The 21202-nt window shown below is 58.7% G+C and carries 19 protein-coding genes; 14 read left to right on the top strand and 5 right to left on the bottom strand.

Annotated elements, in window-relative coordinates:
- The first annotated feature begins 345 nt into the window (after positions 1–345).
- From WNY37_RS06705 to WNY37_RS06675, 7 genes are all read left to right on the top strand, one after another.
- On the top strand, positions 346–1800 hold the full coding sequence (locus WNY37_RS06705; protein WP_342972691.1) for a TrkH family potassium uptake protein: 1455 nt from the start codon (positions 346–348) through the stop codon (positions 1798–1800).
- A 73-nt stretch (positions 1801–1873) separates the two neighbouring features.
- Complete coding sequence (locus WNY37_RS06700) at positions 1874–3160, top strand: glutamate-5-semialdehyde dehydrogenase (protein WP_342972690.1); 1287 nt, start codon at positions 1874–1876, stop codon at positions 3158–3160.
- 80 nt (positions 3161–3240) lie between these two features.
- A complete protein-coding gene (gene nadD / locus WNY37_RS06695) occupies positions 3241–3795 on the top strand; it encodes a nicotinate (nicotinamide) nucleotide adenylyltransferase (protein ID WP_342974875.1) in 555 nt (184 codons plus the stop codon).
- 21 nt (positions 3796–3816) lie between these two features.
- The gene (gene rsfS, locus WNY37_RS06690; RefSeq protein WP_342972689.1) at positions 3817–4242 is read left to right on the top strand and encodes a ribosome silencing factor; all 426 of its coding nucleotides are present in this window, start codon (positions 3817–3819) and stop codon (positions 4240–4242) included.
- Positions 4243–4292: 50 nt separating this feature from the next.
- Entirely contained in the window at positions 4293–4709 is a 417-nt protein-coding gene (locus tag WNY37_RS06685; RefSeq protein ID WP_342972688.1) for a DUF1810 domain-containing protein, read from the top strand.
- The gene (locus WNY37_RS06680) at positions 4709–5173 is read left to right on the top strand and encodes a 23S rRNA (pseudouridine(1915)-N(3))-methyltransferase RlmH (RefSeq protein WP_342972687.1); all 465 of its coding nucleotides are present in this window, start codon (positions 4709–4711) and stop codon (positions 5171–5173) included. Before WNY37_RS06685 ends, WNY37_RS06680 begins: the two co-directional genes overlap by 1 nt.
- Before the next feature lie 64 nt (positions 5174–5237).
- Positions 5238–6179, top strand: coding sequence for a tetratricopeptide repeat protein (locus tag WNY37_RS06675; protein ID WP_342972686.1), 942 nt, complete (start codon positions 5238–5240; stop codon positions 6177–6179).
- 91 nt (positions 6180–6270) lie between these two features.
- Here WNY37_RS06675 and WNY37_RS06670 read toward each other — a convergent pair whose 3' ends face one another.
- Positions 6271–8406: an adenylyl cyclase gene (locus WNY37_RS06670; RefSeq protein WP_342972685.1), complete on the bottom strand. Its 2136-nt coding sequence runs from the start codon at positions 8404–8406 to the stop codon at positions 6271–6273.
- A gap of 177 nt (positions 8407–8583) precedes the next feature.
- Here WNY37_RS06670 and WNY37_RS06665 point away from each other — a divergent pair, with 177 nt between their 5' ends.
- From WNY37_RS06665 to WNY37_RS06655, 3 genes are all read left to right on the top strand, one after another.
- Positions 8584–9396, top strand: coding sequence for an SDR family oxidoreductase (locus tag WNY37_RS06665; protein WP_342972684.1), 813 nt, complete (start codon positions 8584–8586; stop codon positions 9394–9396).
- A 157-nt stretch (positions 9397–9553) separates the two neighbouring features.
- Positions 9554–10231, top strand: a complete 678-nt coding sequence (locus WNY37_RS06660) for a TorF family putative porin (protein WP_342972683.1) — start codon at positions 9554–9556, stop codon at positions 10229–10231.
- A 139-nt stretch (positions 10232–10370) separates the two neighbouring features.
- A complete protein-coding gene (locus WNY37_RS06655; RefSeq protein ID WP_342972682.1) occupies positions 10371–12122 on the top strand; it encodes a cation:proton antiporter in 1752 nt (583 codons plus the stop codon).
- Positions 12123–12193: 71 nt separating this feature from the next.
- On the opposite strand, the gene WNY37_RS06650 is transcribed toward WNY37_RS06655, so the two are convergent.
- The gene (locus WNY37_RS06650) at positions 12194–12715 is read right to left on the bottom strand and encodes a GcrA family cell cycle regulator (protein WP_342972681.1); all 522 of its coding nucleotides are present in this window, start codon (positions 12713–12715) and stop codon (positions 12194–12196) included.
- A 226-nt stretch (positions 12716–12941) separates the two neighbouring features.
- On the opposite strand from WNY37_RS06650, the gene WNY37_RS06645 reads away from it, so the two are divergent.
- Positions 12942–13781: an ABC transporter permease gene (locus WNY37_RS06645; RefSeq protein ID WP_342972680.1), complete on the top strand. Its 840-nt coding sequence runs from the start codon at positions 12942–12944 to the stop codon at positions 13779–13781.
- A gap of 46 nt (positions 13782–13827) precedes the next feature.
- Positions 13828–15648, top strand: a complete 1821-nt coding sequence (locus WNY37_RS06640; RefSeq protein WP_342972679.1) for an ABC-F family ATP-binding cassette domain-containing protein — start codon at positions 13828–13830, stop codon at positions 15646–15648.
- Positions 15649–16531: 883 nt separating this feature from the next.
- On the opposite strand, the gene WNY37_RS06635 is transcribed toward WNY37_RS06640, so the two are convergent.
- Entirely contained in the window at positions 16532–16765 is a 234-nt protein-coding gene (locus tag WNY37_RS06635; RefSeq protein ID WP_342972678.1) for a BolA family transcriptional regulator, read from the bottom strand.
- 78 nt (positions 16766–16843) lie between these two features.
- Here WNY37_RS06635 and WNY37_RS06630 point away from each other — a divergent pair, with 78 nt between their 5' ends.
- A complete protein-coding gene (locus tag WNY37_RS06630; protein WP_342972677.1) occupies positions 16844–17824 on the top strand; it encodes a M20/M25/M40 family metallo-hydrolase in 981 nt (326 codons plus the stop codon).
- 88 nt (positions 17825–17912) lie between these two features.
- Positions 17913–18413, top strand: a complete 501-nt coding sequence (locus WNY37_RS06625; protein WP_342972676.1) for a thermonuclease family protein — start codon at positions 17913–17915, stop codon at positions 18411–18413.
- 73 nt (positions 18414–18486) lie between these two features.
- Here WNY37_RS06625 and WNY37_RS06620 read toward each other — a convergent pair whose 3' ends face one another.
- Together WNY37_RS06620 and WNY37_RS06615 are read right to left on the bottom strand one after the other, a co-directional pair.
- Positions 18487–18858, bottom strand: a complete 372-nt coding sequence (locus WNY37_RS06620) for a UrcA family protein (RefSeq protein WP_342972675.1) — start codon at positions 18856–18858, stop codon at positions 18487–18489.
- Between the two features lie 234 nt (positions 18859–19092).
- Positions 19093–20958 carry a M2 family metallopeptidase gene (locus WNY37_RS06615; RefSeq protein ID WP_342972674.1) on the bottom strand — a complete coding sequence of 622 codons (1866 nt, stop codon included), beginning with the start codon at positions 20956–20958 and terminating at the stop codon, positions 19093–19095.
- Positions 20959–21202: the final 244 nt, after the last annotated feature.

Raw genomic sequence — 21202 nt, 5'->3', positions numbered from 1 at the left:
GCCCTACCACCCCAGTTCTTGGGACAGCATCATCAGCATCTGGGATAGCATGGGTAAATTTGGGAACCAATGGGGCAAGCCCATGATTCGGTTACTCCACAAGAGATCAAATATAGAACATATTGAGAATAAAGCGGAATTCACCCAGCACCCACTGGGCTTCGCTCGCGTTAACAATTTGAAAAGGCTTTATTTACAGAGCATTAACCAGCCCGAAAAATCGCACAGCTTTTTTGAGAAAATCGCAGCGCGTTCAGGGCAATGCGGTCAAACCTGCACACCGAAAAAGCAATCTGTGAAGAAATTGACGGCTTCGCAGGGTTTTCGGTGTTAAGGGCAGTCCCGATGCAATTGCGCGCCGTCATATTTGCCATCGGACTGATGATCGCCCTTCTCGGCGCGGCCATGATTCCGTCAGCCCTGCTGGATATCGCAGACGGCACCGAACAATGGCACGTCTTCCTCATATCGGCCGCCATCAGTATCCTCATCGGCGCTGGACTCGCCGTCCTGGTTGGCGGCGCCCCGCCATCGACGGGGGCGCGAGAAGCCTTTCTTCTGACCGTGATGATCTGGATCGTCCTGCCTGTCATCGCGACGATCCCGTTTCTGAATTACGGCATGTCGTTTACCGACTCCATGTTCGAGTCCGTGTCAGGCCTCACCACAACCGGCGCAACGGTCATGACGGGGCTAGACACCACGTCACGGGGCATCCTTCTGTGGCGGGCTATCCTGCAATGGATTGGCGGCATCGGCATTATCGTGACCGCGATCGCAATCCTCCCGATGCTTCGCGTGGGCGGTATGCAGCTTTTCCAGATCGAAAGCTCTGACATGTCCGGCAAATTCCTGCCGCGAATCACCGAGATCACGGCTCAAACCGGCATTGTTTACGTCATCATCTCATCGGTTTGCGCGATCAGTTACGCCGCCTGCGGGATGAGCGCTTTCGATGCGATCGCTCACGCCATGACCACAATGTCTGCAGGCGGGTATTCGACGCATGACACGTCATTTGGATATTTCAGCGACACGCCGGCTGCCTATGCGGCGACCGTCTTCATGTTTGTCGCCGGCCTTCCCTTCAGCCTGCTGGCGCTCATGATCATCCATGGCCGCTGGCGCCCGATGTTCACCGACCCCCAGCCGCGGCTCTACGCCTTCCTGGCCGTTGGGTTCGCGACAGTGATCGTGGTCTGGCATGAAGCTGTGGTCGACCCGCCTATTTTCAATCACATCTTTCACGGTTTCCGGCAGGCACTCTTCAACATCATCTCCATCATGACCGGCACTGGCTATGCGTCGGCGCCTTATGACACCTGGGGCGAGCCGGCGGTTGTCATCTTCCTCATCGCAACATTTCTGGGTGGCTGCGCCGGGTCTGCAGCCTGTGGGATCAAGATGTTCAGGCTCGAGATTAGCTTCAAAGCGGTGCTGGCTTACGCCTCGCAGATCGTTCGTCCCAACCGCGTTGTCCGTGTGCGCTACGCTGGCCGCGTTGTTTCGTCCGATACGCTTCAGTCGGTGATGGTGTTTGTGTTCCTGTATCTTGCGACCTTCATTATCGCGACGATCCTGCTCTCAATGACAGGGCTCGATTTGCTGTCAGCAATCTCCGCCTCTGCGACAAGTGTTTCCAATGTCGGCCCCGGACTTGGGCCTCTGGTCGGTCCGTCGAGCACGTTTCAGGACATTCCCGAAGTCGCTAAATGGATCTGCTTCATCACCATGCTGATGGGCCGTCTGGAGTTCGTGGCCGTCTTTACGCTGATGACGGCGCGTTTCTGGAAGGGCTGAAGCCGCCCCCTATAAGAATGGCTACACAAGGCTTTAAGTTGCGAGGCTGCGCGCTTTGCGGCTAATAAGCGCCATGACCATGATTTCGAGCACCAAACATCCATCGCTCCAGGACCAAATGCTGGAGATTGGCCGCCGCGCCCGTACGGCGTCCACTCGCCTCGCCTCTCTGACAGCGGCAGACCGGACTCGCGGCCTGAACGCGATGGCAGATGCGCTTGAGTCTTCAAAAGACTTCATTCTCGACGCCAACAAACGCGATATGGCGGCCGCCAAATCCAAAGGTTTGACCGACGCAATGCTGGACCGGCTGATGCTGGATGGCGAGCGTTTGCGGGGTGTTGCCAATGCCGTTCGTGCCGTTGCCAAACTAGACGACCCCGTCGGCAGTGAGATCGCGCGATGGACCGTTCCATCCGGGCTCGACATTGCGCGGGTGCGCACGCCGCTTGGCGTGATCGGCATCATCTACGAATCCCGGCCGAACGTAACAGCCGATGCAGCGGCGCTCTGCCTGCGCTCGGGGAATGCCGCAATCCTTCGAGCCGGAAGTGAAAGCCTTCAATCGGCCCTCGCCATTGCAACGGCGCTGAGGTCAGGTCTGGAAGGCGCAGGCCTGCCAGCCGATGCGATCCAGCTTGTCGATACGCCGGATAGAGAAGCGGTTGGCCACATGCTGACCGGCCTTGAGGGCAAGGTTGATGTCATCGTACCGCGCGGCGGAAAAGGGCTGGTCGCTCGTGTCCAGCAGGACGCGCGCATCCCTGTCATCGGCCATCTCGAAGGCCTCTGTCACGCTTATATCGATGTCGATGCCGACCCGGACAAAGCCGTGAACGTGGTCTTCAATGCGAAGATGCGGCGGACGGGTATCTGCGGCGCGCTCGAAACGCTTCTCATCAACAAGAGCGTTGCCTCGCAATTGCTGCCGGCCATCGCTGCTCCGCTTCGTGATGCAGGCTGCGAGCTGCGCGGCGACGAGGCGGCTCGCGAAATCCTGCCAGACATGGTTCCGGCAACGGATGAGGACTGGCGTACGGAATATCTCGCCCCGATTCTCTCAGTCCGGATCGTCGACGACCTCGACGACGCCCTGCGCCATATCGCAACGTTCGGGACTGGCCATACCGAAATGATCATCACCGAGAATACAAGCACTGCAGAGCGCTTCCTGTTGACGGTGGACGCGGGCATTGTCTTGCACAACGCATCGACACAATTTGCCGATGGGGGCGAGTTCGGCATGGGTGCGGAAATCGGCATCGCCACCGGTCGTATTCACGCGCGGGGGCCGGTCGGCGCTGAACAGCTCACCATCTTCAAATATGTTGTACGCGGCACGGGACAGACCCGTCCGTGATATTCGACAAGCGGTCGTCGCCGTCTTTTCTATCACCTGTCCGCACACTTCCGCCGACCGGGACGACGCAGCGGATCGGCTTGTTTGGCGGGTCATTCAATCCGCCGCACTCGGGACACCTGCATGTGGCGGAGACAGCGCTGAAGCGTTTGCGCCTCGACTGGGTTTACTGGCTGCCCGCGCGTGGCAATCCGCTGAAATCCAAGCCGGCTGATTTTTATGAACGCGTGCATCAGGTCCGCGAACTCATTGGCCACAATCCGCGCATGTTCGTCAGCGATTTCGAGCACTGGGCTAATGTCCGTTACACGATCGACGTGCTGAACACCTTCACGCGGCACAGCCCGAAAGCGAATTTCGTCTGGCTCATGGGAGCTGACAGCCTCAGAAACTTTCACGACTGGAGAGCGTGGCAGGCAATCGCGGAGACCATCCCGATCTGCGTCGTTTCACGCCCTGAAGCGGGACCACGCGCGCTGCGAGCCCCATTTGCCAGACGGTATGCGAATTGTCGGCTGCGCGAACGAAATGCCGCCCTGTTGCCGAACTGTACCGCTCCGGCCTGGGTGTATCTCAAAGCTCCCTATGACTGGACTTCTTCGACCCAACTGCGGCGCAACCCGCAAAAACGCTAGAGCCAGATTGGCGGGCGTGATATGGTGCCCAGGAATCGAGATAAAGGAATTAAGACCCTGCCTTCCACGAGTACGCAGCCCATCAAGGCCGCCAAAGCTAGCATTGATGACATTCGCGCGCTGGCCGACACCGTCATCAACAGTCTTGAAGACGACAAAGCTGAAGACGTCACCGTCATCGATCTTCAGGGCAAGTCATCGCTCGCAGACATCATGGTCATCGCGTCTGGCCGCTCAGCCCGGCACGTCGCTTCCATCGCCGATCACCTTGCCCAGACTGTCAAGGAAGCCACGGGGCGACCGGTGAAGCTGGAAGGCCTGCCAAATGCCGATTGGGTTCTGCTCGATGTTGGTGACATCATCGTGCACCTCTTCCGTCCTGAAGTGCGCGCCTTCTACAATCTCGAAAAAATCTGGTCCGACGACAGCGCGCACGGCCACGCCTGATTGCCCGCGCACGTCCGGGCCGCCGGTTCAGGGATAGGACAAGAGCCTGAATGGCTGATCTTGAGCGATTTCGGCAAGCCCAGCAAGGCGTCTACGAAACGGCGCTTGGCGAAATCCAGACTGGCCGAAAACGATCCCACTGGATGTGGTTCATTTTCCCTCAGATAGAGGGCCTTGGACAATCTGCGATGAGCCAGAAATACGCAATACGTTCCCTCGACGAGGCGGTTCGATATCTGCGTGACCCGCTCCTGGGCACGAGGCTGAGAGACATCACCGCTGCCCTTCTGACCCACAGTGACAAAAGCGCGACCGACATCATGGGCACGCCTGACGACATGAAGCTGGGCTCCTCGCTGACGCTGTTTCATCTTGCTGCTCCGGACGACCCGATATTTCAGAGCGCACTCAACGTGTTTTTCGACGGCACGCTAGACCCTCTCACCCGCGAACGGGTTCAATACTAATGCGGATCACAATCATCTCGGTCGGAAAGCTGAAATCCGGCCCCGAATTCGATTTGTGCGAAGACTATCTCGACCGCTTCCGCAAAACGGGGCGTTCGCTCGGGTTTCGCAGCGCAGATGTTATTGAAGTCGATAGCGGCGGCGGGCTTGATGCCGAAGCCGAGCGACTTCTTTCAAAGATTCCGGCAGGCGCCCAATCAATCCGTCTGGACGAGTTCGGTAAGTCATGGCGCTCGACCGACTTCTCGCAATATCTCGCCCAGTTGCGAGATCAGGGTCAGCCCGACCTCTGCTTTCTGATTGGCGGCGCTGAAGGCTATGGCGATGCTCTAAAGGCGGTGGTTCCGCAAAAGATGGCTTTTGGCGTGCAAACCTGGCCTCATCGACTGGTGCGCGCCATGCTGGCTGAGCAGCTTTACCGCGCCGCAAGTATCGAGGCTGGCTCGCCCTACCACAAAGACTGACCCGGTCCGCTGAATTTCTTCGCCTACTCATAATAGAGGAACGAAGGAATTGAGGTCCCAGATCATGATCAAGCACTTGCTCGCCGCGCTCGTAATCCTGTTACCGCTGCACGCCTCAGCAGAACCTGACGATAACGTCATGACCGTGGAATCGCTCGATGCAGCCATCAAGGCCGCCGCTGAACAGGAAAACTATGAGGAAGTGCGCTGGTTGTCAGAAAAGGGATGCTTATTCGAGGTTCCCGAATTCTGCTACACATACGCCTTCGTGCTTCACAATGGATGGGGTGGCCCGGAGGATCTCTCCAAAGCCGAACCCGCATACACGCTGGCCTGTGAGAACGACATTCCAGATGCGTGCAATGCGCTTGGGACGTTTGCTGAAAACGGCAGCGTCGGAGAGGTCGACGGCGCAGCAGCACGTAGCTTCTACAAGAAAGCGTGCCGCCTGGGCGAACCCATCGGATGCTACAACCTGGCCTATACTTGGCAGGAGGGCATCGGCGGAGACGTCTCCAGAGACAGTGCGACCGAACTTTACAGGCGCGCATGCACGAACGGCATGGCCGAAGCGTGCCTGAACCTCTCCCTATTGCTCGATACAGATGACCCGGAAGCGCGTAGCGCGATGAACCTCGCCTGCGAGGCTGATATTCCATCGGCTTGTTACTATCACGGCGAGATGCTGCAAAACGGCGAAGGCGGCCCCGTGGACCTTGAAAAGGCTTATGACCGGTACGCGCTCGCCTGCTCAATGGATTACGCAGACGGCTGCTTCCTGCAAGGCGTGGCGCTAACTTCCGGCGACGGCGTGCAAGAAGACCCCGTTCTGGCGCGCAAGCTCTTCCACGCAACCTGCCAGAGCGACCACGCCCATGCATGTGCGCTTTACGCGTTCATGCTCGAAGATGGTTCGGGCGGCAAGAAGGACCTCAATGGGGCACATGACGCCTATGTCCGCGCATGCGATCTTGGCCTCGAGAACGAGATTTGCAGCAAGCTTTGATCATGCGACGTTGGCGTTTGTCGCTCTCAGGCCGTTCCCGCAGCCCGCTTGCACCAAATGCCTTCGCTGAACAGGGGCCTGCGCCCTGTTTTCACCGATAGGGCTTGGGCATCTCTATCGGGTCCAGCTCCAGCTTCGTCCGCTCTGAATTTATGGCTGAGGCCAGCTTTTTCTGAAGCGCGACATAGCGCGGCGTATCCCGCAGCGGTTCGAATACGGGGTTCATAATGAAGCCCATGCCGCGATTGCCATTATCTAAGGCCTGTTCCAGCATCGCAATGGCATCGTCTGGACGGCCTTCCATCAGAAGCAGCGCTGCTTCCAGACCATCAATGTCGCCGCCCTGAATGCCGTCCGCCCGAAACGCGTCGATGCGTCTTCTGTAGTCACTGACCAATGAATCCGCATCGGGATGTCCTGCCGCCTGTAGCGGAGGCGCCACTATGCCATAGGGAGGGAGGCTGTAACCATTTTCAAAAGCTTCCTTATCCCCCCAGGCCGTGTCGTAGAATTGGACGACCTCATCCCACTCGCCCGCGAAATATTGCGCGCTCACATAATCCTGTTGCACAAAAGGAAAATCGGGGCGTTCAGCCAGATGTCCCGTCACCCGGTCGATGGCCTCATCCTTGCGGCCAAGAAACAGAAGGGCCGTAACTTCCATGTCCTCAATGCCCGAGGTCAGAACCTCGTCGAACTCACCAAGGGACAGCAAGGACTGATACATAAGCCGCATGGCTCGAGGATCAGCAGGTGCGCGCTCAACAACTTTCTTGTCGAGCAGGTAACTCTGCGCAAGCTCCCCGCGCGCCCTGTGCATCGCTGACCGGAAGCCAAGAGGCCCAGTATTTTCGGGTGAGATCGCCTCCCAACGATCGATGAGGGCTTCAACCCGGTCAAAGTCGCGGAGACGCAAGAAATGTGCGGCGAGGTTTGTGTTGACATCATTCTGAGCAGGATCATGCGCCAGGGCGATTTCCAGCTGCTCGACGGATTCGTCTACGCGCCCCTGCGAGTTCAGGAGATAGCCGTAATCGTTTCGTGCCAGGGGAAAGTTCGGCTTCTCTTTGAGCGCCAGCTCATAATAGCGCTCGGCCTGGGCCCGATCTTCAGCATCAAATGACATGGACAGCCATCCCGCCCGTGCAAAGAGGGCGTCTGCTGACGCCGGGTCGAGAGCCAGGGCATGGCCGGTCCAGGCACCGGCACGCTCCAGCGCCTTTTCTATGGGTATGTTGCCGGCTGCTCCATCGCCATCCGACATCATCAGCTCGTAATATCCCCGCCACGCTAGCGCGGGCACAAAGTCCGGGTCGATGGACAAAGCGCTGTCCAACGCCTCGGCAGCAGCCTCATAACCGGCCATATTGCCCGCTGCGGCTTTCTGTTGTGCCAGCAGGTAGAGATCATAGCTGGAGATGTCGGTGCGCGGCGCAGCCACTGGCTCGATCTCACCCAGCAGTTGAGGCTTCAACGCTGTCAGGATGGCGTTTGCAATTTCGTCCTGAACGGCAAAGATGTCGATCAGGTCGCGGTCATAGGTCTCAGACCAGAGATGAAAGCCATTGTCGGTGCGCACCAGCTGCGCCGTGACGCGTATGGTGTTTCCGGATTTTCGGACTGAACCTTCCAGCACATGGGCCACATCGAGCAGCTGCCCGATTTCCCGCAAGTCCTGGTTCTTACCTTTGAAAGCGAAAGAGGATGTCCTTCCCGCGACGGCGAGGTCCGGCACCTGCGCCAGGACATTCAACAGTTCTTCCGAAATACCGTCGGCGAAATATTCCTGGTCCTGCTGCGGACTCATGTCCGCAAACGGCAAGACGGCAATCGAGAATTCGCCGGCATTGGCCAGCGTGGACGCCTTGGCCGTGGAATCTGCAGGCAGGAACCGGTCGCCGACAATTACGAGAACCAGCGCTGCAGCGGCAACCGCGATAACCAGATCAAGCCGCTTTCCTGTGCGCGAAGCGATGCTTTCGTCTTGTGATACCCGCGCCGTCGGTCGAATGCCGTCAGGTGTTAGCTCGAACGACCAGGCAAAGATGACCGCGATTGGAAATCCGATGATGACGAGGATGGTGACAAAGGTATCAAACCAGGGCGGCAAAAGCAGCGTTGTCTCGAGAACAACAGCAAGCTGCATCAATAACCACCCGGTGATGGCGTAGATCGAGGCGACGCGGAAGACATTCCGGCGTTGCAACTCGCGAAAGATTTTTTGCACGTGACGTCCCCGATTCAATCACCCGGCGGAAACCTAGCACAACCGGTATCGGTTGTCTTCGCACATGCGAGCGGCGGCATACGCCGCACTCATGACCTCTGACAGGATGTTGACGGAGGCCGACCGGCTCCGGCATTGATGGCCATCAACCACACTTCATGCCGGGGAAAAGAGACTATGCCGACTGGTGAACTGGAAGGCCGCAAGGCGCTGGTGACGGGATCTGCAACTGGGCTGGGCCGGTCAATTGCGATCCGCCTTGCTGAGCGCGGGGCTGAAGTGATCATCAATTGTACGCGAAGCGTGGAAGAGGCCGAAGAGACCGTCGCAGCCTGCAATGCAGCGGGCGCTCAGGCCCAGCTTGTAACGGGCGATGTGTCCACTGAGGAAGGCTGTAAGACGCTTGCAGACGCCGCCGCACAATGGGGCAAACTCGACATCCTCGTGAACAATGCCGGCATTACCCGTCATGCCAGAAACCACGCAGATCTGGACGCACTTTCGCGGCAGGATTTCATGGACACCTATGCGGTAAATGTCGCCGGTCCATTCCTTATGATGCAGGCCTGCCGTGACCTGATGGTCACAGCCCACAAAGAAAGTGGCCGCGCAGCCGCTGTGCTCAATGTTTCATCAATTGCCGGTGTCACAGGAATCGGCTCCTCGGTCGCATATGCCGCTACCAAAGGCGCTTTGAACACAATGACGCTCTCCTTGGCCCGTGCGCTTGCCCCAGCCATACGTGTAAATGCCATTTGCCCGGGATTCATCGGTACACGGTGGTTCAAGGATCGGCTCGACGAAGATCAGTACAACCGGATGGAGCAAGGCGTGCGCGATTCGGTCCCGCTCAATGTCGCCAGCGGCCCCGACGACATTGCAGATTCAGCGATTTTCTTCCTGACCGATTCGTCACGTCATGTGACGGGCGAAACGCTGCTCGTGGATGCCGGTATGCACCTCGGATATGCGCCTCTAAGCGCACGCTAATTGGCGAATCAGCACTTTTGACAGGCTGATATTGCGCCAGTTGCCCGATTTTCGTGCTGCAACGCAAAAAATGACGCGCTCGCCGTCATGTAAGTGGATCACACCCTCCTGCCGCCCCCACTCTTGCCGGGTGATGAGGACGAAAAGGAGGTTCATTATGAGCAAGTCATTCACACGTGCAGCCGTATTGGCAGTCGCAGCAAGTGTAATCGCAACGCCAGCCCTCGCCGAAGGCGAGTGGAGCGGCAACGTCACCCTGACCAGCGATTACGTCTTCCGCGGATTTACGCAGACTGACGGCGCACCGATGATTCAGGGCGGGTTCGACTTCGCTTCTGATGAATTCTACATTGGTACCTGGGCTTCGGGTGTCGATTTCAACGACGGCACGTCAACAGAAATTGACGTTTATGCTGGCTGGACACCAACTGTCGGCGTTTTCGACCTCGACCTTGGTGCTATTTACTACTGGTATCCGGACGCTCCGGACGATCCATCCCAGAACTTCGTTGAAGTATATGCCGGTGCCAGCACGACGCTCGGCGAGTTCGTCGATGTCGGCGCTTCGGTTGCTTACTCTCCGGACTTCTATCTCGAAGTAGGCGATGCCTTCTACTGGTCGGCCAGTGCTGGTATTCCACTGGGTGAAAGCTTCGGACTTGATGCGACCATCGGTTACTCCGACTTCTCGGATCTCAGCGGCTCTGACTACACCGACTGGTCCGTTGGTCTGACCACGGCGCTCGAAGGCTTTGATTTCGACTTCCGCTACATCGGAACCGATGTTGACGGCAATGACGACACCTTCGTCGTCTCCGTCAGCCGCGCGCTTTAAAGCCGCGCCAAGAACAGACCTGACGGGCGTTTCTCTCCTGTAAACGCTTGCCAGGACATCAGGCCGCCGCTCATTCCGATGAGCGGCGGCCTTTCTTTTGCCGGAGAACATATCAATATGTGTCAGAAGGAGGCTGGACATGGCGGATCCCGCAAGCACACCCGTTGATGCGCTGATTCCAGCGATGACCCTGCTGGCAGCGGGCGGCGCCGCCGCGCTTGTCTGCAAGGCGCTGCGCTTATCTCCGATCGTTGGCTACCTTGCCGTGGGCATCCTGATCGGCCCCGACGCCTTTCGGCTGATCGAGGAGAGCTCGACCACGCACCTGCTGGCCGAGCTCGGAGTGGTTTTCCTGCTCTTCGATATTGGCCTGCATGTTTCCCTTCGCGAATTGAAGGAAAGTGGCCGCGACCTCATGGGGCTGGCTCCGTCGCATCTGGTGCTGAACAGTTTGCCGTTCACAATCGCGCTCATGCTCTTCGGCCTCGACTGGCCCATTGCACTCGCCCTCGGCCTGTCATTCGGTCTGTCGTCGACGGCGGTTGTCTCGCGAGTGATGGCAGAACGTGGACTTGGCTCCTGCCCGCTCGGCCGGTCTTCCACACATGTCCTGATTTTCCAGGATATCGTGGCGATCTTCCTGCTTATCTTTGCGACATCAATCAGCTCCGGCGGTGATGCCGGGGCATTGGCGCTAACGCTGGCGCGCGCAGCCGGGCTCGCCGTCCTCGCCTTTATTGTGGCCTTTGCAGCCGGTCATTATCTCATGGGCCCAGTCTTCAAGAGCCTTGCGCAGACCCGAAACCAGGAAGCCTTTACCGCGGTTACGCTTTTACTCGTGCTCGGGGCTGCATCCGCAACCGCGCAGCTGGGCCTGTCGCTGACGCTTGGCGCGTTCCTCGCCGGGCTTGCTGTCTCCGGTACATCCTTCCGTCATCAGATCCAGATGGAGACCGGCCCTTTTCGCGGCCTGCTCCTGTCCTTCTTCTTCATGTCCGTCGGCCTTTCGGTGGACCTCAACGTGCTGGCAAGCCAATGGCCGCTCGTCGTCGGGATTGCCCTGTCCATTCTGGTCATCAAGACGGTCTTTGGGTTTGCAGCGGCTCGTCTCAACAAGTGGAGCAATCCGGGCAGCGTGCAGCTCGCCTTCCTGCTGGCGCAGGGCTCAGAGTTCACACTTGTCGTTCTATCCATCCTGACCTCTGTCACCGGCATGGTGCCGCCCTTCATCGCGACCATTTCCGTCGCCGCCGTTGCGCTGTCCCTTGCTGTCGCTCCATTCTGGGCGGCTGGGGGCATGAAGCTCTCGCGCAAGGTCGCCAGGCTGTTTGCCGGGCAGACCCGTCCTGACAATGAGATCACACCCGTCGCACCCAACCGGCCTGTCATCATTTTCGGCATGACTCCGGCCGGCAGGCTGACCGCAGATGCGCTATCAGACCATAATATCCCGCATGTCTGCCTCGATGCCGAACCGGAGCGCTTCGTCTCCGCAATTGCCGACGGTTACAAGGTTGCATTCGGGAATGCTGCGAACCTGCGCCTTGTCGAGGCCGTCGCTGGGCGCAATCCGCGCGCCGTCGTGATCGGTGCGCCGCGCTATGAAGTGTCGCGGGATCTGACACCAGCGGCGCAACGGGCGTTTCCGAATACGCCTCGCTTTGTCGCCGTCGACAATGAAGCTGACCGGCAACGCTTCTCCGACCTCGGCATGCGGGCGTGGCTATCGATGGGGCAGCCTGTGGGAATCGAAATGGCTGCCGATGCTCTGCGCCAGCTGGGCATAGAAGAGAAGCAAGTCGTCGATTGGATGTCGCGCGAAGCCGACCGCTTCGATGTCCAGGAACCGGAGGCTGAATCCAGCGACAGTCTGGAGAGCGAAGCCGCTTAAGCAAAAAAAAAGACCGGACACTCGAAGGCGTCCGGTCCTCTTATTCATTTGCCGAGCGGCTCGGTGGGGTCCTAGCCGGCGATCCTGCGTGGTTCGCTGTCGCTATTGGACTTGCGGTCGCGCTTGCGTTGCGGCTGGAACGCCACCTTGGCATGCTCCGCGCAGTACGGTCCGCATTCGGACTTGCGACCGCAGAAGGCAAATTTCGGATCTGCTGGATCACCGATTGGCCATTTGCACATGGAGTCGCGCAGGGTGAGGATGGTGGCGGCTTCACCGTCGGCCACTGGTGCCGGCTGGAGCGCGGACACAATGGCCTGCTGCTCGGAGCGGCGAATACGCGTATCTTCCGGCGACTTCGCCGGTGCTGACACGCTTCCATCCGGACTCAGCCGTGGCTTCGGACGCGCCAGACGTGGTGGACGCTTTACCGGTCGCGATGGCGTCGCACGACCTGACAGGCCGAGCCGGTGGACTTTGCCGATCACTGCATTGCGGGTGACACCGCCCAGTTGTTTCGCAATCTGGCTGGCTGAATGTCCTTCAGCCCAGAGTTTCTTCAAAACTTCGACGCGTTCTTCCGTCCAAGACATGGATAGCCTCCTGGCGCTTTGCACCCCTAGATGTTGTAGCAGCTAAAATCAGCCGCCCCCGTTAACACCTAGATATCGTATCAAGGGCGAAACGAAACACAACATGCTGAGTCAGGTTCTCCACAACCTTTCAACATATTGTGTCAGCTGTGGATAAAATCAAAAATAATCGGGGATTCGCGGTTTGCCTATCGTCATCTGCATCAACCATCCTTAAATAGCCGCGATGACTGATCAGACTTCTGCTGTATCCCGCCCCCTCCCAAAACCGCCGCGTTCCTATGGTGCCGTCAACTGGATTGGCCTCTGGACGCTCTACAAGCGTGAGGTTGGCCGGTTTCTGAAGGTATGGATGCAGACCCTGTTCGCACCCGTCATTACGACATTACTGTTCATGACCGTGTTCAAGCTGGCGTTCGGCAACCGCGGAACGCTGACGGGGGATTTTGAGGGCCTCGACTATAACAGCTTCCTTGCGCCCGGCCTGGTGATCATGTCGATGCTGCAGAACGCCTTCCAGAACACTTCCTCGTCGCTCACCATTGCCAAGGTTCAGGGCAGCCAGGTCGACTTCCTCATGCCGCCCCTGTCGCCGGTTGAGCTGACTCTGGGCTTTATCTTCGGCGCCGTCACACGCGGCCTGATGGTGGGCATCATTGGCGCGCTGGCGATCCACCTGACAGGGCTTGCCGATCTCAGCATCGTCAACTTCTGGCCCGTGCTGTGGTTCAGCCTGATGGCGACGATCTTCCTGGCCGCGCTGGGTGCGGTCGGCGGCATCTGGGCTGACAAATTTGATCACCTCGCTGCCGTGACGAACTTCGTGATCGTGCCTCTGACTTTTCTGTCGGGCACATTCTACGACATTAAAGTCCTGGTCGAACCGTTTCAGACGGCGGCACATTTCGACCCGATCTTCTACCTGATCGACGGCTTCCGCGCCGGGTTTATAGGCGTCTCCAATTCCGACTTGATGGTGGGCTTCATTGCCTCAGGCCTCTTCACTTTTGTCGCCTGCCTCTGGGTGTGGTGGCTGTTCCGGATTGGTTACAAGCTGAAAGCCTGATGGAAGCGGCTTGACGCAGCCGGCTCATCGGCACACCAGAAGCGCCATGGCAGACCTTCCCATCCTTCGCCTCGCCGAAGTCGAACTCACCTTTGGTGGCACACCGATCTTCACGGGCGTGACGTTCACCCTCGCCAAGGGCGAGCGGGCTGCGCTTGTGGGCCGAAACGGCGCAGGAAAGTCGACGCTCATGAAGCTGGTCACAGGCCGCCACGAACCGGATGCCGGCGACCTATGGCTGCAACCGGGGACAGACGTCGCGGTCGTCGAACAGGAACCTGACCTGTCAGCATTCGACACGGTTCTCGACTATGCCAGCGAGGGCACTGACGAGATATGGATGGCGGAAGCCGAACTTGGCCTGTTTGGTATAGATCCGGCCGCTAGCCCCTCAACGCTCTCAGGGGGACAAATCCGCCGCGCCGCCCTCGCAAGGGCTTTTGCCAAAGACCCCGACATCCTGCTGCTGGACGAGCCTACCAACCATCTCGATGTCCCGATGATCGAGACGCTGGAAGACCGTCTCAAATCCTTTCCAGGGGCTGTACTCCTCGTCAGCCACGACCGGCGCTTCCTTGAGAATGTCACGACGACGACGCTCTGGCTCCGGCAGGGCAAGGTCTGGAAGTCACCGCGCGGCTATGCCGAGTTTGACGACTGGGCCGCCGGCGTCGAAGCCGAGGAGGAAAAGCAGCTGCAGCGGATGAAGACCCACCTCAAGGAGGAGCAACACTGGCTCGCCCGGGGCGTCACCGCACGCCGCAAGCGCAATATGGGCCGACTGGCGCGCCTGCATGAGCTTCGCGCCCAGCACGCCAAACAGAAATCCCTCGTCAATGATGCAAAATCCACGGCGGGTCTTTCAGCCGAAAGCGGCGATAGCCAAAGCCGAAAAGTCCTCGAAGCTTTTGGCATCTCCAAAGCCTTTGGCGATCTCGTCATCGCGGATGATCTATCCCTGCGCATCTTGCGCGGTGACCGCATCGGCATTGTCGGACCAAATGGCGTTGGCAAGACAACGCTATTGAAAATCCTTCTGGGCGAGCTTGAGCCGGACAAAGGCTCGGTGAAGCTGTCACAGGCACTGACCGTGACTTATCTCGACCAGACCCGCGAAACGCTGAAACCGACCGACACACTCTGGGAAGCCCTCGCTCCGGCTGGCGGAGACGCGATCATGGTTCAGGGCCAGTCAAAACATGTGGCGGCGTATGCCAAAGACTTCCTGTTTTCGCCTGAACAGTTGCGCCAGCCCGTATCCGCCCTGTCCGGCGGCGAACGCAATCGGCTGACCCTGGCGATTGCGCTGGCAAAACCCGCTGACGTTCTCGTTCTCGATGAACCGACCAACGATCTCGACATGCAGACCCTCGACCTTCTGGAAGAGATGCTCAGCGATTTCGATGGCACCTTGATCCTTGTCAGCCACGACCGCGCCTTTCTCGATGCAATCGTCACATCCTGCCTGGTGCCCGTCGGTAAAGGCCGGTGGGTCGAGACGGCTGGCGGCTGGAGCGATGCGGCCGCGCAGGTCCCTGCCCTCACAAGCCAGAAGGCGGCCAAGGCAGAGAGTACGTCCAAGCCCAAACCAGCATCCCAGCCTGACCGGGCGGCCCGCCGTGACGCGAAACTTTCCTTCAAGGATCAGCACCGCCTGAAAGAAGTTGAAGCGGCGATGCCCCGGCTCGGAAAAGAAATCGAGAAACTGGAAGCCGAGCTCGCCGACCCTGACCTCTATGCCTCCAATCCCGACCGGTTTCAGACCGTTTCCGAACGTTTGGAAGACGCCCGCCGTGAACTGGATGCGGCCGAAGAGGCATGGCTTGAAATCGAGGCTTTGAAAGAGGACCTGGCCAGCGGCACTTAAGCCTAACACTGTCTTAAACGCTTTGCGCGATACAGATTGAAAGCCCACCGAAGGACGCCAGCCCAATGCTGCGCACGACGATATTCCTCGCGACTCTTTTGTTCCCACTGACGCTGCCGGGGCTCGCTCAACAGAGCCACCCCTTCGCCGCATCATCCGAGCACGGCCAGGATCTGCCAACTTATTATTCCCAGCGCGGGACGTCGCCCGCCGCCTGTGAAGCCAAATGCGCCGAAGACCCAAATTGCGCAGGCTGGACGCTGAGCCTGCCGACCTTCCGCATGGGACCGCGATGTGAGTTGAAGCAGGCCGCAGGGTCGCGGCCCGCCCTTAGCGCCCCCTCCCCGCGAAGAGTTGAAACTCCCCTGCCAGCGCCAATGAAAGAGCCGGTCAACATAAGCCAGAGCGCCAAAACGCCTCCTGTGGCCGCGGCGCCACCTCAGCCAGAACCGGTCGAGCCGAAGCGTCCAATACCGGCCCCGCCGAGACGATCTGAGCCCACCGCGCCGACGCAGCCGGCAAATGTTCAGCCTCGAACGAAACCGCCCGCTCCTCCGCCTCTAATTGCCCGGCCAAGCGTGGTGGAGGCGCCACTCGCGCGCCGGGAAGCTGCATCCATCCCAGCACCGGCGCCAACTCCCATTCCAGAACAGGATAAACCGCCATTGCCGTCTCTCGGGGGGCGGGTGGACCTGGCGCCTTTGCCTGCCCTCGGCCAGGATGACCGCCCGCCGCTGCCGCGGCGCAGGCTAAACGAGGGCGCAGGTTACTCGGTCCAAAACCTTGAACAGCTTCCAGGTGACCGGGAAGCAACCGCTGGATTTATCGATAGCGTCTCTGAAGAAAACGGTCCGGCCAAGCCTGCGCCCGCCGCGTCTGAAGACTAAGCGGGCGCTTTGGTCTTAAGGGCGAGCGCATGCAGCTCTCCGCCCATCTTTCCCTTTAGAGCAGCGTAGACCATCTGGTGCTGTTTCACCCGTGGCACGCCAGCAAACTGCGGAGAGACAATCTCGGCCTGCCAATGATCATTGTCCCCGGCGAGATCGGTTAGTGTGATCTCAGCGTCGGGAAACGCGTCCTTGAGGTGGGATTCGAGTGTTTCGCGATCCATTGCCATTGCAGGTGTCTCCTTTCGCTGGCACATGGCGCGCAACGCTCTTAGGGTCAAGACTAAGTCCTGATCCGGAGACATTGAATGAAGTACGTTTTATCAGCGCTCGGCCTCTGTCTGGTTGGGTGCTCAAGCGCGTCTGTGGAACCAGCGCCTTCAACCGTCCCGTTCAATATCGAAAACTACACCGCCGAGTATCATGATCAGGATCGAGCCCTCGATAACCTGAAGACACTTTCGTCGGATGAGTTTGAGGGCCGGAAAACCGGAACTGAGGGCAATCGCCGGGCAATGGCGTGGATAGAGGCCCGACTTCGCGAAAGCGGCGTCAGCCCCGCCAAAAAGGATGGCTACCAAGCGCCTTTCACTGCGCCAAATTTCGATGCGCCGGAAAACGTGATCGAGGGGACGAACCTCGTCGCTGCGATAAGGGGGACAACGACCCCACGAACCGCCCTTCTGATCTCTGCGCACTATGATCACCTTGGCGCGGCGGACGGAATTTATAATGGCGCAGACGACAATGCGTCAGGCGTCGCCGCTCTTCTGGAAACAATCGCCTGGTTTCAGGACAACCCACCCCAGAACTCCATCATATTTGCCTTCTTCGATGCTGAGGAACAGGGCATTGTTGGCTCATCGTCCATGGTCGACACGTTAAGCACAACCGAAAAAGAGAATATCGCGATCAACCTCAATCTCGACATGGTGGCCCGGGCCGACAAGGGCGAACTTTACGCCGTGGGCGGCTATCACTTTCCGGAACTCATTCCAGTGATTGAGGATGTCGCCTCGCGGGCGCCGCTGAAACTCCTGCGCGGACACGAAACGCCGGACCTTGGCATTGACGACTGGTCGTTCGCATCCGATCACGCGCCATTCCTGCGCTCGGGCATCCGCATCCTGTATCTCGGCGTCGAAGATCATGCTGACTATCACAGGCCAAGTGATGAGTTCGACAAGGTGAACCCGGCAGCGTTCGCCCGTTCGATCGACACGGTGATCATGACCGCAGAAGCGCTTGATGATTGGGTCGCGCAGGAACAGAGCGACGCTGATCAGTAAGCACCCTGCCCCATTGAGAAACCTTCTGGAAAGACTTTCGTAACCTTTTGGAAACCATATTCGGCCCGTTTTCAGACGGAGGCCGACCATGGTGCGCGCGTTCAAATCTTTTTTCTTCGGGCGTTGGCTCCGCGTTCAGGGCGGTGATGTTTCGATACTGCCGCTGATCCTGCTCATCATCATGGCGCTGGCGGTCTCTTACTGGAACAAGTCACGCGAGCAGACCGATGTGCTGGGCCCGGTCTTCTTTTCGACGTGCAGCGGCAATGTCCGCCTCAATTGCGTCGTCGATGGCGATACGATCTGGGCACATGGCGACAAGATCCGTCTGGCTGACATCGACGCGCCTGAAGTTTTCTCGCCTGATTGCCCATCGGAGAAAGAGCTCGGACAGAAAGCCACCATCCGTCTCGCAGCCCTGCTCAATCAGGGGCAGGTCGAACTACGCACCTCCGGTTCGCGAGACCGCGACAAGTATGGCCGCCTGCTGCGTGTCGCGACAGTCGATGGCCGGTCGGTCGGGCAAATCCTGATTTCTGAAGGTCTCGCCTACAGGTGGGGCAATCACCAACAGGGTTGGTGCTCATAAAAAATGCCCCAGCCTGCAATGAGGCCGGGGCAAGGCAAGTCAGAGCCATCGGCGCTGGAGAGATTTCGTTTTCCTAGCGAAGGCCGGGGGTGAGGGCCTTGTAGGCGCGGCGGATGCGATTCGGTCGCTCCGCAACGGGCGTAATATTTTCGTTCCAGATCGGATGGCGATCGGCAATCTGTGCGTTTGCTTCCGAAATGAGAGCGCGTGTGCAGGCCCGCTCGTGGCGCACGGCGTGGCGAAGCGACATGCCGTTCTTGCAGAAGTTACGCGCTTCGATCGTCAGGTTTTGCTTGATTTCAACACGACCGGCCTGCGTCGAGATGAGCGCCGGATTGTAGTTGAACTCGAACTTCTCAGACGTATTGGCCGCATGAGCCGCGCTTGCGATGGTAAATTGCAGGCCGATAAGGGTTGAGAGGGCTAATATCTTGGTCAGTTTCATTTTGGTTCTCCATTTTTTGCACTAAGGGGGTTGGTGTGTGTCAGGGCGCCAGTGCGTGAGCCGCCTTCTGAACGAACGGCGTTTGGGCGAGCGTGTGAAGAACCGTGGTAATTCAATCGAATAGCGTGGGAATTGGCAATTTCCCCAATTTTTGCATTTTTTGCATGCCCTGAGTCGGCAATAAAAAGCCCCGGACCAGAGGCCCGGGGCTGGATATTCAGAACGGAAGGCTTGTTAGTCCCAACCGCAGGACCGGCCTTCATTCTCTTCTTTGAGGTAGGTCATCAACGGGTCGAAATACTCGATAATGGCGGAGCCATCCATTTCACGCGTACCGGTGAAGGTTTCCAGCACGTCCGGCCATGGCTCGGAAGCGCCCATTTCCATCATCGCATTAAAACGCGCGCCGACCTCCTCGTTTCCATAGATCGAGCAGCGATGCAGCGGCCCTTCCCAACCGGCCTGCTCACAGGCGGCCTTATGGAACTGGAACTGCATGATGTAGCTCAGGAAGTAGCGCAGGTACGGCGTGTTGCCTGGAATGTGGTACTTCGCCCCCGGATCGAACGCATCGGCGGGGCGTGGGCCCGGAGGCACGATACCCTGATACTTGGTCCGCTTTTCCCACCATGCTGTGTTGTAGTCTTCAGGTGGCGTCGTGCCGTCGAGCACGTCCCAGCGCCAGCTATCGACTGTGATCGCGAAGGGCAGGAACGCGATCTTGTCGAGCGCGGTATTCATCAGAAGCGAGATATCGGCATCTTCGCCCGGAACCTGGCTCTCATCGATCAGGCCGATGTCGACCAGATAGGACGGCGTGATCGACAGGGCGATGAAGTCACCGATAGCCTCATGGAAGCCGTCATGGGCGCCATTCTTGTAGAGGTAATCCTGGTCCTTATAGGCGCGTTGGTAGAAATTGTGACCGAGTTCGTGATGGACGGTGTTGAAGTCTTCGGCGTTGACCTCCGTACACATCTTGATGCGCACATCCTCTTCGTCATCCAGGTCCCATGCCGATGCGTGGCAAACAACTTCGCGCGGGGCCGGCGGACGCACAATCATCGAGCGTTCCCAGAAGGTTTCCGGTAGTGGCGCAAGGCCAAGCGATGTGAAGAAGGCTTCACCCGTCTCGACCATCTTGATCGGATCATAGCCCTTTTCGACCAGCTCTTCTGTCAGGTCATAGCCCTGCCCCGGAAGGCCTTCAGGCTCGACAATCGGATAGATGCCGGCCCAGCTTTGCGACCACATATTGCCAAGAAGGTCTGCGCGGATTGGCCCGGTAGCAGGCTGGACCTCATCGCCATATTGCTCATTCAGCTCCGCGCGGACATAGCAGTGCAGCTCTTCGTAGAGCGGCTCGACCTGCGTCCAGAGCCGGTCGACCTCTTCAGCCATCTCCTCTGGCGGCATGTCATAATTCGACAGCCACATGGTCTTGAGATTGTCATAGCCTAGCTCGTTCGCGCCAGTATTGGCGATCTCGACCATGCGGGCGTAATTGTCCTTCATCGGCGGCGAAATCGTGCGCCATCCTTCCCAGACGGTTTTCAGCTCTTCAGGGTCCCGGCTTGTCTCGATAATGGTCGAGAGCTGGTCGAGGTTCAGCTCCTCGCCCTTATAGGTGAATGTGCCGGTGCCATAGGTGGCGTCCAGTCCAGTCGTGATTTCAGACAATTCCTCCGCAGCACCTGGCGTCGATGGCGCTGGAATCGTGATGCCGGACTGAAGTCGCTTCATTTTGCGATCGAGGTCAGCCGGCAAATCAACATCCTTGAACTTCTTGGTTTCATTGGCGAGCGAGACAGCCAGCTTGGTCGCTTCGGCGCCCGCGACAGCAGCAGCGGCATTCGTCTCGTCCGTGATATTGGTCGCTTGTTCCCAGAAGATCGGGCTGACATCTTTCGACATCTGGGCCAGCTCAGCCTCGGCGCGGTCGAGGAAAGCACGGGCGTCTTCGACGGTCGGGCCGGCGTCGGCGACAGGCGGCGGCACCGGAGCTTCGGCAGGCGGGACGTCTGCACTGTTTCCGGCACATCCAGCCAGCATCGCAAAGCCGAGCGCTGCGGCGCTGGCAGAATAAAGGGATCGTTTCATTTGGGGAACCTCCATGATGGCGCAAACGAAGCGCTAACCTTGTTTAAGGTCAATGGCACTTGAGCAAATTTCGCATGACCAAAGGCGCAATTTTATTTCAGGCCAGCACACGAGGCAGGACGCAACCATGCGCGTTGTCCGGTCATTCCCGGAGCTTTCTTGCCCGAAAGCACGCTCATCAGGAATCTGAAAGTGGACATCGCGCTGGAAGTGCAGCCAGTTTGAGGGTGAAGCCGCAGTCTCC

Source organism: Henriciella sp. AS95 (assembly GCF_038900055.1).
In the GTDB taxonomy this organism is placed as follows: Bacteria; Pseudomonadota; Alphaproteobacteria; order Caulobacterales; family Hyphomonadaceae; genus Henriciella.
This window is presented reverse-complemented; position numbering and strand designations above follow the sequence as displayed.